The 15,482-nt window shown below is 64.9% G+C and carries 15 protein-coding genes and 1 tRNA gene; 12 read left to right on the plus strand and 4 right to left on the minus strand.

Annotated elements, in window-relative coordinates:
* Positions 1-23 precede the first annotated feature (23 nt).
* The 3 genes from A7W11_RS13760 (at position 24) to A7W11_RS13770 (ending at position 1,497) form a co-directional block, all read left to right on the plus strand.
* A complete protein-coding gene (locus A7W11_RS13760) occupies positions 24-407 on the plus strand; it encodes a DUF4150 domain-containing protein (protein ID WP_066133038.1) in 384 nt (127 codons plus the stop codon).
* 47 nt (positions 408-454) lie between these two features.
* The gene (locus A7W11_RS13765) at positions 455-964 is read left to right on the plus strand and encodes a hypothetical protein (RefSeq protein ID WP_066413097.1); all 510 of its coding nucleotides are present in this window, start codon (positions 455-457) and stop codon (positions 962-964) included.
* A gap of 104 nt (positions 965-1,068) precedes the next feature.
* Complete coding sequence (locus A7W11_RS13770; protein WP_066413100.1) at positions 1,069-1,497, plus strand: hypothetical protein; 429 nt, start codon at positions 1,069-1,071, stop codon at positions 1,495-1,497.
* Between the two features lie 129 nt (positions 1,498-1,626).
* Here A7W11_RS13770 and A7W11_RS13775 read toward each other — a convergent pair whose 3' ends face one another.
* Together A7W11_RS13775 and A7W11_RS13780 are read right to left on the minus strand one after the other, a co-directional pair.
* Positions 1,627-2,136, minus strand: a complete 510-nt coding sequence (locus A7W11_RS13775; protein WP_066413103.1) for a DUF1993 domain-containing protein — start codon at positions 2,134-2,136, stop codon at positions 1,627-1,629.
* A 200-nt stretch (positions 2,137-2,336) separates the two neighbouring features.
* Positions 2,337-2,427: transfer RNA gene (locus A7W11_RS13780), tRNA-Ser, on the minus strand.
* A 263-nt stretch (positions 2,428-2,690) separates the two neighbouring features.
* On the opposite strand from A7W11_RS13780, the gene A7W11_RS13785 reads away from it, so the two are divergent.
* The 3 genes from A7W11_RS13785 (at position 2,691) to yaaA (ending at position 5,644) form a co-directional block, all read left to right on the plus strand.
* A complete protein-coding gene (locus A7W11_RS13785; protein WP_066413106.1) occupies positions 2,691-3,911 on the plus strand; it encodes a cation:proton antiporter domain-containing protein in 1,221 nt (406 codons plus the stop codon).
* Between the two features lie 152 nt (positions 3,912-4,063).
* Positions 4,064-4,846: a 3-hydroxybutyrate dehydrogenase gene (locus A7W11_RS13790; RefSeq protein ID WP_066413109.1), complete on the plus strand. Its 783-nt coding sequence runs from the start codon at positions 4,064-4,066 to the stop codon at positions 4,844-4,846.
* A gap of 24 nt (positions 4,847-4,870) precedes the next feature.
* Entirely contained in the window at positions 4,871-5,644 is a 774-nt protein-coding gene (yaaA, locus tag A7W11_RS13795) for a peroxide stress protein YaaA (protein WP_066413110.1), read from the plus strand.
* A gap of 124 nt (positions 5,645-5,768) precedes the next feature.
* Here yaaA and A7W11_RS13800 read toward each other — a convergent pair whose 3' ends face one another.
* A complete protein-coding gene (locus tag A7W11_RS13800; protein ID WP_066413112.1) occupies positions 5,769-8,003 on the minus strand; it encodes an FUSC family protein in 2,235 nt (744 codons plus the stop codon).
* Positions 8,004-8,514: 511 nt separating this feature from the next.
* Between A7W11_RS13800 and A7W11_RS13805 the strand changes: the two genes are divergently transcribed.
* The 5 genes from A7W11_RS13805 (at position 8,515) to pssA (ending at position 14,314) form a co-directional block, all read left to right on the plus strand.
* A complete protein-coding gene (locus A7W11_RS13805) occupies positions 8,515-10,230 on the plus strand; it encodes an acetolactate synthase 3 catalytic subunit (protein WP_066413118.1) in 1,716 nt (571 codons plus the stop codon).
* A 16-nt stretch (positions 10,231-10,246) separates the two neighbouring features.
* Positions 10,247-10,738 (plus strand): acetolactate synthase small subunit, encoded by a 492-nt coding sequence (ilvN, locus tag A7W11_RS13810; RefSeq protein WP_066132986.1) that lies wholly within the window; start codon positions 10,247-10,249, stop codon positions 10,736-10,738.
* 69 nt (positions 10,739-10,807) lie between these two features.
* On the plus strand, positions 10,808-11,824 hold the full coding sequence (gene ilvC / locus A7W11_RS13815; protein ID WP_066413121.1) for a ketol-acid reductoisomerase: 1,017 nt from the start codon (positions 10,808-10,810) through the stop codon (positions 11,822-11,824).
* A 421-nt stretch (positions 11,825-12,245) separates the two neighbouring features.
* Positions 12,246-13,265, plus strand: coding sequence for a TerC family protein (locus A7W11_RS13820; protein WP_066413125.1), 1,020 nt, complete (start codon positions 12,246-12,248; stop codon positions 13,263-13,265).
* 269 nt (positions 13,266-13,534) lie between these two features.
* Positions 13,535-14,314 (plus strand): CDP-diacylglycerol--serine O-phosphatidyltransferase, encoded by a 780-nt coding sequence (pssA, locus tag A7W11_RS13825; protein ID WP_066413128.1) that lies wholly within the window; start codon positions 13,535-13,537, stop codon positions 14,312-14,314.
* 72 nt (positions 14,315-14,386) lie between these two features.
* Here the strand turns inward: pssA and A7W11_RS13830 are convergent, their stop codons facing one another.
* Positions 14,387-14,914, minus strand: coding sequence for a hypothetical protein (locus tag A7W11_RS13830; RefSeq protein WP_066413130.1), 528 nt, complete (start codon positions 14,912-14,914; stop codon positions 14,387-14,389).
* 257 nt (positions 14,915-15,171) lie between these two features.
* Here A7W11_RS13830 and rpsO point away from each other — a divergent pair, with 257 nt between their 5' ends.
* Entirely contained in the window at positions 15,172-15,441 is a 270-nt protein-coding gene (gene rpsO / locus A7W11_RS13835; RefSeq protein WP_066132974.1) for a 30S ribosomal protein S15, read from the plus strand.
* The last annotated feature ends 41 nt before the right edge of the window (positions 15,442-15,482 follow it).

Genomic DNA, 15,482 nt, shown 5'->3' on the forward strand with positions numbered 1-15,482 from the left:
TTCCTTTATCGGAGCAAACACATATGTTCGCAAACGCGCAGTTCGGTGGCATGGATCTGGGATTTCCCGATATCTGCAAGACGCCGTTGCCTCCCATCCCTTATCCGAACATGGCCTTCGGCCCCATGACGATTCCGGTGGCCTTCAACATCCTGCTGTGCGGCGGGCCGTGGCACAACATCATGAGCGTACGTCCAATATCGTTGGGCGACACGCCGGGTATCGGCGGCGGGCTGATCTCGCAGACCGTGATGTCGCGCCAGCAGCACCTGACGGGCGCGTTCACGGTTATCGTGCGGGGAACGCCCAGCACCCGGGTAACCAGCCTGGGACCGACGAATCTCATCAATTGCCCGTCGGTGCGCGTGGTGCCCAGCCAGATCAAGGCGCTGGTGCTGGCGCCTTGATGGCGCACCGGAACGCGTAATCAACCTAGCGGACGCAAAGAATCTCCATGGAAACTCTGGTGACGTTGCTGGCCTGGACCATCGACAAGGTATGGCCGTTTCCCGTGTTCATCATCTGCCTGGTGCTGATCGTGCTGGGCATCGCGCGTTTGATGGGCGTGCAGCAGGGCAACATGCCGCTGATGGTGCTGTTGGTGTTGTTGATGATCTGCATCCCCTTCGGCACGCCGGCCCTGTTCATGTTCGGGCCGCGCTGGGTGGCGCCGCTGGTGTACGAGTACGGCACGCCGGGGCAGGGGGTGATCGCCTCCAGCAAGGACACCGGCAATGTCTACAACAACCGTCCGGTGCTGCGGTATGACGTCACCTTGCAGAAGGCGGATGGCGAGAAGATCCAGACCTACTTCGACAGTTCGGATTTCAACGTCTATCCCCAGCGGGATGCCGTCACCTATCCCGCCGCGGGACAGCCGTTTCCGGTGCGCTATCTCAGCAGCCGGCCGAAGAATTTCGTCATCGTGATGGGGGACGGTGCTTCGGCTTCGGCCAAGCCATGAGCCTTCTCGGTGGCGTGTGGAGACGCCTGCGCGGCGGGTCTGGCAATACGCCTGTCGCACAGCCCAGCCCGCCAGGCGATGATCGCTCTTCCGAGCAGGGTGGAATGAAGCGGCAAGGCCAGGCGGCCCAGGACGCACAGCAGACCCGGATGGAGCAGGCCGCGCGCGAATCCGAGGAATACCCTTTGCAGATCGGGCCTGGCTACGTCTGCTTCTGGCACAACGTGCAAACCGATGAGTATTCGGCCTCCGCCGATGAGGCGCATTTCACGTATGCCTTCATCCACGGCAAGCTTGCCGAGATATTCGCCGTTCCCGGCAGCTTCATCGGCGTCAGCGACCGTCACGGCAACACCATCCAGTTCGAGGTGCGGTCCGATACGGAAGTCTGGCTGGATATCCCGCTGGTGCAGCAAGGCGGCTCGATGAGAACGCGGACCAGTCTGGCGCAGGCGCGGGCATTGATATCGCGGGAAGCAGAGGATCTGAGCAGCCTCGACATCGTTGGTCTTGAGTTCGAGGCTTGGCGGTGACGGGGTTTTGAGGCACAGGCAGGGCCCGCGTGGTCAGCCGTCAGGTCTTGCTCACGGGTCGTCTTGCGAAGATGGCAGAGCGCAGAGCAGGCTGCGCGCAAGAACCTGCCGCGCAGCCGCACATGTTCGTCAATACTGGCCCATGTAATCCCGCTTGCCGATCTCCACGCCGTTGTGGCGCAGGATCGCGTAAGCCGTCGTGACGTGAAAGAAGAACTGCGGCAAGCCGTAGTGCAGCAGATAGGTGCTGCCCGACAGTCTCTTTTCCTTTGGCGTGCCGGGACGCAGCACGATTTCGCGCGTTTCGCTGTGCGCGAATTGTTCAGGTGTGAACGCATCGACATGCGCCAAGGTCTTGGCGATGAGCGCTTGCAGATCGGCAAAGCTCGTTTCGGTGTTTTCCCAAATGGGCACGTCCACGCCGGCCAGGCGGGCAGTGATGCCCTTGGCGAAATCGGCAGCGATCTGGACCTGGCGGATCAGGGGGAACATGTCGGGATAAAGACGCGCGCCCAGATAGGCGGCGGGTTCGATGTTTCTGGCCGAGGCCTGGTCTTCTGCTTTTTTCAGCACATCGGACAGGGCCGACAGCATTTGCTTGAGGACGGGAACGGAACTGCTGAACAGGGCTGGGGTCATCGGAATCTTGGCGGTGGGCGGTGGGGGGGTAGGCGCGGGGTGTGCCTGCCGATGGTGAAAGCCTACCAGTAAATGCGCTGTTCGCCCGCGCTTCCCGGCGCCCATTGCGCGCCGCGGCCCGGGCGAAATTTCCCCCACCAGCACCAAAAGAAAAAGCCCCTTTCGGGGCTTCGTCTTCGCACGCAAGTGCTTGAATTCGTTGGCGGAGAGGGTGGGATTCGAACCCACGGTACGGGGTTACCGTACGCCTGATTTCGAGTCAGGTACATTCGACCACTCTGCCACCTCTCCGGGTATCCGTTTTTCCTTGCCAAACCCGAAGATCTGACCTGGAACGATTGCCTGGCCCTGAGTAAACCCAGGGTGCCGTGGTCGTTGGCTTTCGTCCGGACCTCCGCTTCCGTAAAAGCGAAGACCGCGACTATACCAGAAAAAAATCGTGTGGGTAAAGCGTCGCCGCAAAGATGCCAAGGATGCTGCCCTTCTGCCACCGAACCGCCGCCGTCGCTTCCTTGTCAGAATGACGTATCCACCCATCTCATGGCTGGGCCCGCATGGAACTCCTCACCCTACTGCTGCTTGCCGCCGTCCTCTGCGTCCCGCTGGCCACGCGCCTGGGCCTGGGCGCCATTCCCGGCTACTTGCTGGCCGGCATGCTGATCGGCCCATCCGGACTATCGCTGGTCAGCGACGTGCCCGCCATCTGGAACATCTCGCAATGGGGCGTGGTGATGATGCTGTTCCTGGTCGGCCTGGAGTTGGCGCCGGCGCGGCTGTGGGCCATGCGGCGCGAGGTCTTCGGCGTGGGCACGCTGCAGATGCTGGCCTGCGGGCTGCTGCTGGGCGTGGCGTTCGGGACCGGCCTGCGGCACCTGGCCGGCATGACCTGGGTGGGCGCTGTGCTGTGCGGCCTGTCGCTGGCGCTCTCGTCCACGGCAGTGGCCCTGCGCCTGCTGGAAGAGCGCGGCTTGTTGCGCACTCCCTTGGGCCATTCCGCGCTGGGCGTACTGCTGTTCCAGGACATGGCGGCCATCCCCATGCTGGTGGCCGCCGGCCTGCTGGGCGCCAGCGGGTCGGCCGAACCGTCCTTCGGCGCCGCACTGGTGGCGGTGGTGGTGGTGGCGGTCGGCTACAAGCTCAAGCTGCTGGACTGGGCCGCGCGCTCGCAACTGCACGAACTGTTCACCGCCGCGGCGCTGCTGGTGGTGCTGGGCACCGCGCAATTGTTCGACTATGCCGGGCTATCGGCGGGCCTGGGCGGTTTCCTGGTCGGGGTGCTGCTGGCCGACTCGCGCTACCGCGACGACCTGGAACAGAACATCGAACCCTTCAAGGGCCTGCTGCTGGGCCTGTTCTTCCTGGCCGTGGGCATGTCGGTCAACCTGCATGAGGCGCTGGTCTACTGGCCCTACGTGTTCCTGGGCGTGCTGGCGCTGCTGGCGATCAAGGGCGCCATCCTGTACGGCATCGCCCGGCTGGCGGGGCTGCCGCACTATCACCGCCTGATGTACGCGCTGGTGCTGGCCCAGGGCGGGGAATTCAGTTTCGCCATCTTCGCCGAGTCGCTGGACAACCACATCATCACCCGCTCGCAAAGCGATCTGCTGACCATCGTGGTGGCCCTGTCGATGGGCGTGGCGCCGCTGATCCTGAAACTGGCCGAACGCCTGCCTCCGCGCTATGGCGGCATCCGGGGCATGGCCGTGCGGCCCGCGGGCTTTTCCGATACGGATTCCCAGGAGGAACCGGCCGCCAAGGCCGACGTCAAACCGTAGGCCCCGGCCCCTGGACACCCCCCACGCTGGCCAGGTCCATTCATCTTCACACCAGCCGGCAAGGAGTAGCATGCCGGATGTCACTGTCCCCGTAGATCCCGCGCCCGGCGGCTACACTGCCGCCCTGCGCACCACTCTGTAGGAGCACGTTCATGCTGAAAGGTAAAGTTGCCGTCGTCACCGGTTCGACCAGCGGTATCGGTCTGGGTATCGCCACGACCTTCGCGCAAAATGGCGCCGACATCGTCCTGAACGGTTTCGGCGACGCCGCGGAAATCGAGAAGCTGCGCGCCGATCTGGCCAAACAGCACGGCGTGAAGGTGCTGTACGACGGCGCGGACCTGTCCAAGGGCGAAGCCGTGCGCCAACTGGTGGCCAACACCGTGCAAAGCCTGGGCCGCATCGACATCCTGGTCAACAACGCCGGCATCCAGCACACCGCGCTGATCGAGGATTTTCCCGTCGACAAGTGGGATGCCATCATCGCGCTGAACCTGTCCGCCGTGTTCCACGGCATGGCTGCCGCGCTGCCGCACATGAAGAAGCAGGGCTGGGGCCGCATCATCAACATCGCCTCGGCGCATGGCCTGGTGGCCTCGGCCAGCAAGTCCGCCTACGTGGCCGCCAAGCACGGCGTGGTGGGCCTGACCAAGGTCGCCGCGCTGGAAGCCGCCGGCCAGGGCGTCACCGCCAACGCCATCTGCCCGGGCTGGGTCCGCACCCCGCTGGTCGAGAAGCAGATCACCGCCATCGCCAGCAACAAGGGCATCTCGCAGGACGAGGCCGCGCGCGAACTGCTGGGCGAGAAGCAGCCGTCGCTGCAGTTCGTCACCCCCGAGCAACTGGGCGGCACCGCGGTGTTCCTGGCCTCGGAAGCGGCCGCGCAGATCACCGGCGCGTCGATCTCGGTCGACGGCGGCTGGACGGCGCGCTAAGCGATTCATCTCAAGGAAAACGCCATGCTGTTCCTGTTGTCCCCCGCCAAGAAGCTCGACTACGACTCGCCCGTGCACGTGCAGACGCACACGCAACCGCTGTTCGTGGATCAGGCCGCCGCGCTGATCAAGGTCCTGAAGACCAAGACCGCCGAGGACATCTCCGGTCTGATGAGCCTGAGCGCGGCGCTGTCCGAGCTCAACGTCTCGCGCTACGCCGCCTGGAAGAAAACCTTCACGCAGGCGAACTCGCGGCAGGCGGTGCTGGCCTTCAACGGCGACGTCTACGAAGGCCTGCAGGCGGACAGCCTGTCCGAGCGCCAGCTCGAATGGGCGCAGGAACACGTGGTGATCCTCAGCGGTCTGTACGGCGCCTTGCGCCCGCTGGACCTGATGCAGCCGTACCGCCTGGAAATGGGCACGCGCCTGGAAACCGCCAAGGGCGCCAACCTGTACGACTACTGGGGCACCACGATTGCCGACTACCTGAACGAGCGCCAGGACGGCAAGCGCGGCCCGGTCATCGTCAACCTGGCCTCCGAGGAATACTTCAAGTCGGTCGACCGCAAGGCCCTGAAGGCCCGTGTGGTGCAGTGCGTGTTCCAGGACTGGAAGAACGGCGCCTGGAAGATCATCAGTTTCCACGCCAAGCGTGCGCGCGGCCTGATGGCGCGTTACGCCATCGAGCACAAGGTCGCCAAGGTCGAGGGCCTGCAGGGCTTCGATGCCGAGGGCTACGCCTACGACGCCAGCGCCTCCACCGAAGACAAGCTGGTGTTCCGCCGCAAGCTCGACTGAACCCGCTGCAGCAAGCAAAAGCCGCCGGCGCCCTAGGGGACCGGCGGTTTTTTCATGGCTGCTCAGGCGAGAACGGCAGCCTGGCCAAGGACGCCCGGCGGGCGTGGCAACGGCAGGCTGGCGATCACTGCGCCGCCGCCGTCGGCTGCGTGGCCGGCCGCACGGTCGGCTCGGCCAGCCCGATCAGCTCCTGGCGGATTTGCGTGCCCGCCCGCAGCATCTGCTTCAGCGGATAGGCCAGCGCGGCCAGTTCGCCCTCGGTCTCGAACTGGGTGGGCAGCGTGGCCGGGGCAGGGCGGTTCTCGTCCAGCAGGTCCAGGATGCACTCCAGCGCGATGCGCATGTTCTCGGGCGTCTGCGGCAAGCCGGCCAGCGTGGGAATCGAGGCCGTGATCTGCGAGGCCAGCACGTGGTTCTGGATCAGCAGGTTGTTGAACTCGGGCACGTTCACCTGGTGCGACTGCGGCTCGCTCATCATGCGGTAGAACGCCTCGGCATAGTTGCTGAAGGCAATGTGCACGTTCTTGCGGGCCAGCCGCCAGGCCACCTCGGATTCGGACGCCTCGGTGGCTGCTTCGGCGGGCAGCTCGGCCGGCGCGATGCCGGCGTTCTTCTGCATGGCGCGCACGTAGCGCAGCCCCGCGTGCAGGTACTCGCGGTTGGCGCGCGTGGCGGCCCGCGCCAGCGGCGCCATGTAGCGCGCTTCCCACCAGGGCAGCACGTAGCTGCACACCAGCGCCACGGCGCAGCCCAGCACGGTGTCCAGCGCGCGCTCGCTGATCACTTCCAGCGAGACGGTGTCCGGCGCCACGAAGTGGAACACCAGCACCACGTACAGCGTGTTGAAGATGGCGCTGCCCATGTAGTTCAGCAGCACCAGGCTATTGCCCATGATGCACGCGGCCAGCAGGGCGGCGAACAGGATGGCCGGCTTGGTGGTGATGGCGAACAGCCCCAGCGCCGCCAGGCAGCCGATCAGCGTGCCCATCAGCCGCCAGCCGTTGCGTTGCCGGGTCAGCGCGAAGCCGGGCTTCATGATGATGACGATGGTCAGCAGCACCCAGTAGCTGTGCGCCGCCAGGTTGGCGGTCAGCGCGCTGCCGATCAATCCCATGGCCACCGCGGCGGCCAGCGCCACCCGGCTGGCGTAACGGAAGTGGGGCGAGTCCAGCCGCAGGTTGCTGGTGATCATGCCCAGGCGCAGTTCCTGGCGCGACATGAAACGCGTCAATGACTTGTCGATGCGCAGGTCGGTGGTGGGGACGGGATGCACGCTGTCCTGGGTGTCGACGGCCAGCCGGTCGACGATGCGCGAGGCGTTGCGCAGGCGGCGCAGCACCTGCACCAGCAGGGCGATGATCTCCGGATCTTTCTTGACGATCTCGTGGTTGCGCAGTTGCTCGATCTCGTACTCGATGGCGCGCAGTTCGGCCTTCGCGCTGCTGCGGTACTGCGTGGGGCGCGCGCGCGACACGTCCAGCGCGATGCGGTTGAGCTCCAGCGACATCTTCACCATGGCGTCGCGTACGAACAGCAGCACGTCGTGGCCGGCCAGCACGCGGCGCAGCGTGGCGTAGTCGGTTTGCGTGGCCACCAGCGTGTCCAGCAACTGCAGCATGTCCACGAACATGTTCCACAGCATGGTGCGCGCGCCGTCGCGAAAGCCGTGGCCGCGCGGCAGGCTGCGCAGCACCACGTCGCGCGCGGCCTGGTGTTTCTCGGTCATCACCGACTGGCTCTGGATCAGGCGGCGGTACGACTCGTCCAGGTCGGCGGTCTCGTCATAGAAACTGGCGCGGGCGGCCATGTAGTCGGCCGTGGCGAACAGCGCCACCGACATGTTCTGGCGTTCTTCGCGCAGCCAGAAGATGCGGCTGAAGCCCAGGCTGAAGGCCACGTAGAACAGCGCGCCGCCCAGCGTGGCGACCGAATGCAGGAGGACTTCGCTGGGATGCAGCGGCGAGTGCATGGTCAGCGTCATGATCAGCAGGCCGGCGAAGCCGATCAGGCCGCCGCGCTTGCCGAACACCGAGAACATCGAAAAGACGAAGCACTGCAGGATCACCACCAGCCACAGCAGTATCGGGTAGGTGGAGGCCGCGCCGGTCAGGGTGACGGCGACGGTGCCCAGCAGGGCGCCGCCCAGCATCTCGTTGGCGCGGTGGCGCTGCGGGCCGCCCGGCTGGTCGATGATGGCCACGCACTGCGCCCCGAAGGTGGCGACCAGGCCGATGGCGTAGTGTCCGAACAACACGCCGAGCACCAGCACGGGCAGCAGCATGCCCGCGGCCTGCCGCACGCCGCCGAAGAAATAATGGCTGTACAGAAACCGCCGGAGGCTGGCGATGCGCAAATCCATGGTGCGTGCGGGGTGGCCCGAAGAGGGGTTGCCGGGGAGAAGCTCGACGCAGACCCGATCAGGACGTCCGCGGCTGCTGGCTAAGTATAGATAGGGCAGTTACTTTTTGGGGTCGGATAGAGGGGTTTTTACACACGGATAAACGATTTGCTCCCGATGTCGCAACGCGGTACAGTTCCCGCCTTGCGCCGGAAGACTATCCGTACCGGCGCGCGGGACCGCGGGCCCGCCGGACCACCTCCCGGTCTGCCCGCCCCAGCATTACCTGCCGTTGGCCGCGCCAAAAGCGTGTGTTGCCAAGGCTTCCATTTCGACCTCCGACGTCCGCACTCCGGGCGTTTTGCACTGCGATCCTGACGGGCGCGTGCCGGGTCGGCAGGGTGTCCGGGTGGCGTGGCTCCGTGAGCCGCAAAGCGCCGGTCATGTTGTCGAAGCGGTATTCGTCCAGTTGCTGCCGTATCAGGGCAAGCAACGGCCAGGCAAGCAGGGCCGGCAATGAAAGGAATACAACATGGAAACCAATGGCGCCGATATCGTCGTGCGCTGCCTGGCCGATGAAGGCGTGGAACACGTCTTCGGCTATCCTGGCGGCGCGGTGCTCTACATCTACGACGCGATTTTCAAGCAGGACAAGTTCCAGCACATCCTGGTCAGGCATGAGCAAGCCGCCGTGCATGCCGCCGATGCCTATTCGCGCGCCTCGCAGAAGGTGGGCGTGTGCATCGTCACCAGCGGCCCGGGCGTGACCAACGCCGTCACCGGCATCGCCACCGCCTACATGGACTCCATTCCGATGGTGATCATCAGCGGTCAGGTGCCCACGGCGGCGATCGGCGAAGACGCCTTCCAGGAGTGCGACACGGTCGGCATCACCCGTCCCTGCGTCAAGCACAACTTCCTGGTGCGCGACGTGAAAGACCTCGCCGAGACCCTGCGCCGCGCGTTCTACATCGCGCGCACCGGCCGTCCCGGCCCCGTGCTGGTCGACATCCCGAAAGACATCACGCTCACCCCCTGCAAGTACGTGCCGCCCAAGGGCGAGATCAGCATGCGCTCGTACGCGCCCGTCAACAAGGGCCACCAGGGTCAGATCAAGAAGGCCGTGCAGATGCTGCTGCAGGCCGAGCGTCCGATGATCTACACGGGCGGCGGCGTGATCCTGTCCGAGGCTTCCACCGAACTGCGCCAATTGGCGGCGCAGTTGGGCGCGCCCGTCACCAATACCTTGATGGGCCTGGGCGCCATGCCCGCCAGCGACCGCCAGTTCGTCGGCATGCCCGGCATGCACGGCACGTACGAGGCCAACATGGCCATGCAGCACTGCGACGTGCTGCTGGCCATCGGCGCGCGCTTCGACGACCGCGTGATCGGCAACCCCAAGCACTTCGCCCAGAACGCGCGCAAGATCATCCACATCGACATCGACCCCTCGTCGATTTCGAAGCGCGTGCGCGTCGACGTGCCCATCGTGGGCAACGTCAAGGACGTGCTGCAGGACCTGATCGCGCAGTACGAAGCCGCCCGCGCCGAGACCAAGCCCGCTTCCATCGAGAAGTGGTGGCAGCAGGTCGAGGCCTGGCGCGGCCGCGAATGCCTGAAGTACGCGAACTCGGACGAGGTCATCAAGCCGCAGTTCGTGGTCGAGAAGCTGTGGGAAGTGACCGGCGGCAACGCCTTCGTCACCTCCGACGTGGGCCAGCACCAGATGTGGGCCGCGCAGTACTACCGCTTCAACGACCCGCGCCGCTGGATCAATTCCGGCGGCCTGGGCACGATGGGCGTGGGCCTGCCGTACGCCATGGGCGTGCAGATGGCCAATCCGGGCGCGCAAGTGGCGTGCATCACCGGCGAGGCCTCCATCCAGATGAACATCCAGGAGCTCTCGACCTGCCAGCAGTACCGCCTGACGCCCAAGATCGTCTGCCTGAACAACCGGTTCCTGGGCATGGTGCGGCAGTGGCAGCAGATCGACTACGGCTCGCGCTACTCCGAGTCGTACATGGATTCGCTGCCCGACTTCGTCAAGGTCGCCGAGGCCTATGGCCACGTGGGCCTGCGCATCGAGCGTCCGGCCGACGTCGAACCGGCGCTGCGCGAAGCGTTCGTCAAGCACAAGGATCGCCTGGTCTTCCTGGACTTCATCACCGACCGCACCGAGAACGTGTGGCCGATGGTCAAGGCCGGCCGCGGGTTGACCGAGATGCTGCTCGGTTCCGAAGATCTGTAATCAAGGAGAGGCGATCATGAAGCACGTGATTTCGGTCCTCATGGAGAACGAACCCGGCGCGCTGTCGCGCGTGGTCGGCCTGTTCTCCGCGCGCGGCTACAACATCGAAACCCTGACCGTGGCGCCCACCGAGGACGCCACCCTGTCGCGCCTGACGGTCGTCACCGTCGGTTCGGACGAAGTGATCGAACAGATCACCAAGCACCTGAACCGCCTGGTCGACGTGGTCAAGGTGGTCGACCTGACCGAAGGCGCCCACATCGAACGCGAACTGATGCTCATCAAGGTTCGCGCCGTGGGCAAGGAACGCGAAGAGGTCAAGCGCATGGCCGACATCTTCCGCGGCCGCATCATCGATGTGACCGACAAGTCCTACACCATCGAGCTGACCGGCAATCAGGACAAGATCCAGGCCTTCATCGAGGCCCTGGACCGCAGCGCCATCATGGAAACCGTGCGCACCGGCGTGTCCGGCATCGGCCGCGGCGAACGCATCCTCAAGCTTTGAGCGGCGCGCCGCGCCAAACAAGTCCCGCATTCAACAACATCCGAACATTCGAAAAACCTGGAGCACCCCATGAAAGTTTTCTACGACAAAGACTGCGATCTCTCCCTCGTCAAAGGCAAGACCGTTGCCATCATCGGCTACGGTTCGCAAGGCCACGCCCACGCCCTGAACCTGCATGAGTCGGGCGTGAAGGTCGTGGTCGGCCTGCGCAAGGGCGGCGCCTCGTGGAACAAGGCCGCCAACGCCGGCCTGCAAGTGGCCGAAGTGGCCGATGCCGTCAAGCAGGCCGACATCGTCATGATGCTGCTGCCCGACGAGAACATCGCCTCGGTGTACCGCAGCGAAGTGCACGCCAACATCAAGGCCGGCGCCGCGCTGGCCTTCGCCCACGGCTTCAACGTGCACTACGGCCAGGTCGTGCCGCGCGAAGACATCGACGTCATCATGATCGCACCGAAGGCCCCCGGCCACACCGTGCGCGGCACCTACAGCCAGGGTGGCGGCGTGCCCCACCTGATCGCCGTGTACCAGGACAAGTCGGGCGCCGCCCGTGACGTGGCCCTGTCGTACGCCAGCGCCAACGGCGGCGGCCGCGCCGGCATCATCGAGACCAACTTCCGCGAAGAGACCGAAACCGACCTGTTCGGCGAACAGGCCGTGCTGTGCGGCGGCACCGTCGAACTGATCAAGGCCGGCTTCGACACGCTGGTGGAAGCCGGCTACGCGCCCGAAATGGCCTACTTCGAGTGCCTGCACGAGCTCAAGCTGATCGTCGACCTGATCTACGAGGGCGGCATCGCCAACATGAACTACTCGATCTCGAACAACGCCGAATTCGGCGAATACGAGACCGGCCCGAAGGTCGTGACGGACGAGACCCGCGCCGCCATGCGCCAGTGCCTGAAGGACATCCAGACCGGCGAGTACGCCAAGCGCTTCATCCTGGAAAACGCCGCTGGCGCCCCGACCCTGACCTCGCGCCGCCGCATCAACGCGGAATCGCAGATCGAACAGGTCGGTGCCAAGCTGCGCGCGATGATGCCCTGGATCGCCGCCAACAAGCTGGTCGACAAGACCAAGAACTGATGCCGGCGGCGGGGCGGGCGGACCGAACGGTCCTTCCGCTTCGCCAGGCATCACGCCAGGCCGGCGTCCGCCGGCTCTGCGGCTTCGTACGGCACGCCTGCCCCGGCGTGCCGTTTTCTTTTCCGTTTTCCAGCGAGCCGCTGCAGGGCAAAAGCGTCCCTTCGCGAAGGCTTGTACTCTTATTTCTGACTTAAACCTGAATAAAGTTGACAGGTCGAGCCGGGCTTGATGTAATCGCGGTTCACTCTCTCGGGGAGTAGCCGGAGCCTGCAGGTTGGCTCCTGCAGTGTCGTCAGTACGGAAGCCAGGTGGCCAGGATGCGCCGCCGTGGAATCCCGGCACTGTGGTCCGCGTCACGAGCGCGGCTGGCGAGACCGGCATGGGTTTTTTCATCCTCCCATCCCGTTCAAAGGGTCTCGCCATGGTATCTGTCGGTACGCCACTCCTGTGGTCGCTGTTCACGGTTTTCGTGATCGTCGCACTGCTTCTCGATTTCTTCGCCCTCAATCGCCAGGGCGCCCAAAAAGTCTCCATCCGCGCGGCCGCCGTCTGGTCCCTGGTCTGGGTGGCAACCAGTTTCGTGTTCGTCGGCCTGCTGTGGTGGGGCCTGGGCGGCATGGGCGACGACGCGGCCGCACGCGCACTCGCCAACGACAAGGCGCTGGAATTCATCACCGGCTACCTCGTTGAAAAGGCGCTGGCCGTCGACAACATCTTCGTCTTCCTGCTGCTGTTCAGCTACTTCGCGGTGCCGGCGGAATTCCAGAAGCGCGTGCTGATGATCGGCATCCTGCTGGCGCTGGTGTTGCGCGGCATCCTGATCCTGGTCGGCGCGTGGCTGATCGCCCAGTTCCACTGGATCCTCTACGTCTTCGGCGCCTTCCTGGTCTTTACCGGCGTCAAGATGTGGTGGGCCGCGGGTCAGGAGCCCGACCTGGACAACAACCCCGCGCTGAAGTGGGTGCGCCGCAAGCTGACGATTTCGCCCGACTATGACGGCGAGCGTTTCTTCACGAAGATCGATGGCAAGCGGATCGCCACGCCCATGCTGGTGGTGGTGATGCTGATCGGCATCGTCGACGTGGTCTTCGCGGTGGACTCGATCCCGGCGATCTTCGCGATCACGACCGATCCCTTCATCGTGCTGACCTCCAACGTCTTCGCGATCCTGGGCCTGCGCGCCATGTACTTCCTGCTGGCCGGCATGCACGAGCGTTTCCATCTGCTGCCTTACGGCCTGGCCCTGGTGCTGGTGCTGATCGGAACGAAGATGCTGCTCATCGACATCTACAAGATCCCGGTCATGTGGTCCCTGCTGGCCACGGCCACCATCCTGGCAGTGACGATGATCCTGTCGCTGGTCCTCCCGGCCAAGCAGGACGAGCCCACCGGCGGCGCCTATCCCTTCGGCGGCAAGGACGGCGAGAAGAAGGCCTCCTGATCCGTCCGCCTGACCGAGTAACGCGCCCCATGTGGGACGGCGCTCCAAAAGTCGGATATGGATCCGACCTTCGGGGCGCCGTTCACGTGGGGCATTGTTTCCGCCGGGCCGCCCCAAGGCAAAAAAGGCGCGCCTTCAGGGCGGGCGGCGAGCCGAAGGCGCAACGGATGGCGCGTCGCAGCACGCAATGTCGCATCTGCCCGGCGCGCGGGGACGGGACATGGGTTAACCTCTCAGTTGTCCCCGGTATGCGCGAGCAACTAGCACTGATGCCACAATTTTCCATGCGCGATCCCGAAAATCGCCATCGCAGCATTTACCTGCTGCCCAACGCCTTCACCACGGCCGCCCTGTTCGCGGGTTTCTACGCCGTCGTGCAGGCCATGAACGACCGCTTCGAAACGGCCGCCATCGCCATCTTCGTGGCCATGGTGCTCGACGGCATGGACGGCCGCGTGGCTCGTCTGACCAATACCCAGTCGGCCTTCGGCGAACAATACGATTCGCTGTCCGACATGACGTCCTTCGGCGTGGCGCCCGCGCTGGTGGCCTACGAATGGATCCTGCAAGACCTGGGGCGTTGGGGCTGGCTGGCGGCCTTCGTGTACGTGGCGGGAGCGGCGTTGCGCCTGGCCCGCTTCAACACCAACATCGCCGTGGTCGACAAGCGCTTCTTCCAGGGCCTGCCCAGCCCGGCCTCGGCCGCGCTGGTGGCGGGGTTCGTCTGGCTGGCCATCGACAACAAGCTGCCCATCCACGATGGTTTCATGGCCTGGGCGGCCTTCATCATCACCATGTATGCCGGCGTGTCCATGGTCTCGAACGCGCCGTTCTTCAGCGGCAAGAGCTTCGCGTTGGGCCGCAGCGTGCCCTTCTGGGGCATCCTGGTGGTGGTGGCGGTGTTCGTGTTCGTCTCCAGCGATCCCCCGGTGGTGCTGTTCGGCCTGTTCATGCTTTATGGCCTGTCGGGCTGGGTGGTGATGGCCTGGCGCTGGAACCGCGCCCGCCGCCTGCAACAGGGACGCCGCCTGCCGCCGCCGTCGGCCTGACCGCGGGGCGGGGAGGCGATCTCGGGGCCGCCGGTGCGGCCCCGTTTGCATGGAACGTTTCCGGCCGGATGCCTACCAGCCCCAGCCGAAGCGGTCCTCGTCGTACATGGGGTCGGGGCCGGGATGAAAGCGCGTCACGCGCTGGCCGTCGCGGCCCAGGTACACGTACATCAGCGAATTCCACACGGTGTCCTGGCGGTAGCGATACGACCACACCACTTCCCGCACGCTGGGCAGGCCGACCTGCTCGATGCGGGCGGGCGGGCCGAATTCGCACTGCACGCGCTGGGCGGTCCATTCGGTGCCGTCGGCCAGCAGCTTGAAGTGCTCGTCGGTCAGGATGGATTCCATGCGGACCACGCGGCCATCGGGCGTGACGTCCGTGCCCCAGGCGTACTGGCCCAGTGGTTGCTGGGTCCAGATGGCGCGTTGGACGCCGTTGGGCCTGGTGCAGGTGAAGTTGGGACGGCCATACTGGCTTTCGGCGGTGGCCATGGGCGAGCCGGGCGGAATGTTTTGCACCATTGTGGTGCATGCGCTCAGGGCGGCAAGCGCGATGGTCAGTGCGGTGGTACGGACAAGCAGACGGATGGGCAGCATGGTCTGTCTCCTGGAAGCGACTGTCCGGGCGCGAATGCCCGGCCAGGTTTTGGACATTCTAGCGAATCGGCTACAATGCTTTTTGCCCGACGAACGTTGTCGGGCATCGTTGTTTGAACGGCGTGCCTTGAAGTGCGTCGTTTTCGAATGGCGTGCCTGTTGCCGGGCACGCATACGCAGTGTGCATTTGTCGTACACGTTATTGCCAACCCACGGCTGGGCGCCTCGGCCCTGCCGCATGTCCGAAGAGGTCATCAATGTCTGTCGCTGACATCAAAAAGTCTGAAATCGTCTCGCAATTCCAGCGCGCCCAAGGCGATACCGGTTCCCCCGAAGTTCAGGTGGCTCTGCTCACCGCCCGTATCAACGAACTGACCGGTCACTTCAAAGAACACATGAAGGACCACCACTCGCGCCGCGGTCTGCTGCGCATGGTCAGCCGCCGCCGCAAACTGCTCGACTATCTCAAGGGCCGCAATCCCGACTCGTATCGCGCTCTGATCGAAAAACTCGGTCTGCGCAAGTGATCGACGGGGCTGGCTCCCCTTGGGGTATAGGCTCCCCATAG

It is taken from the genome of Bordetella ansorpii, assembly GCF_900078315.1.
In the GTDB taxonomy this organism is placed as follows: domain Bacteria; phylum Pseudomonadota; class Gammaproteobacteria; order Burkholderiales; family Burkholderiaceae_B; genus Bordetella; species Bordetella ansorpii.

Excerpts from the sequence above, each read along its gene's own strand:
- A7W11_RS13785 (WP_066413106.1), top strand. The coding sequence starts at position 2,691 with ATGGAACTCCTCACCCTACTGCTGCTTGCCGCCGTCCTCTGCGTCCCG.
- A7W11_RS13805 (WP_066413118.1), top strand. The coding sequence starts at position 8,515 with ATGGAAACCAATGGCGCCGATATCGTCGTGCGCTGCCTGGCCGATGAA.
- A7W11_RS13770 (WP_066413100.1), top strand. The coding sequence starts at position 1,069 with ATGAAGCGGCAAGGCCAGGCGGCCCAGGACGCACAGCAGACCCGGATG.
- A7W11_RS13760 (WP_066133038.1), top strand. The coding sequence starts at position 24 with ATGTTCGCAAACGCGCAGTTCGGTGGCATGGATCTGGGATTTCCCGAT.
- ilvC (WP_066413121.1), top strand. The coding sequence starts at position 10,808 with ATGAAAGTTTTCTACGACAAAGACTGCGATCTCTCCCTCGTCAAAGGC.
- A7W11_RS13775 (WP_066413103.1), bottom strand. The coding sequence starts at position 2,136 with ATGACCCCAGCCCTGTTCAGCAGTTCCGTTCCCGTCCTCAAGCAAATG.
- yaaA (WP_066413110.1), top strand. The coding sequence starts at position 4,871 with ATGCTGTTCCTGTTGTCCCCCGCCAAGAAGCTCGACTACGACTCGCCC.
- pssA (WP_066413128.1), top strand. The coding sequence starts at position 13,535 with ATGCCACAATTTTCCATGCGCGATCCCGAAAATCGCCATCGCAGCATT.
- A7W11_RS13790 (WP_066413109.1), top strand. The coding sequence starts at position 4,064 with ATGCTGAAAGGTAAAGTTGCCGTCGTCACCGGTTCGACCAGCGGTATC.
- rpsO (WP_066132974.1), top strand. The coding sequence starts at position 15,172 with ATGTCTGTCGCTGACATCAAAAAGTCTGAAATCGTCTCGCAATTCCAG.
- A7W11_RS13820 (WP_066413125.1), top strand. The coding sequence starts at position 12,246 with ATGGTATCTGTCGGTACGCCACTCCTGTGGTCGCTGTTCACGGTTTTC.
- ilvN (WP_066132986.1), top strand. The coding sequence starts at position 10,247 with ATGAAGCACGTGATTTCGGTCCTCATGGAGAACGAACCCGGCGCGCTG.
- A7W11_RS13800 (WP_066413112.1), bottom strand. The coding sequence starts at position 8,003 with ATGGATTTGCGCATCGCCAGCCTCCGGCGGTTTCTGTACAGCCATTAT.
- A7W11_RS13765 (WP_066413097.1), top strand. The coding sequence starts at position 455 with ATGGAAACTCTGGTGACGTTGCTGGCCTGGACCATCGACAAGGTATGG.
- A7W11_RS13830 (WP_066413130.1), bottom strand. The coding sequence starts at position 14,914 with ATGCTGCCCATCCGTCTGCTTGTCCGTACCACCGCACTGACCATCGCG.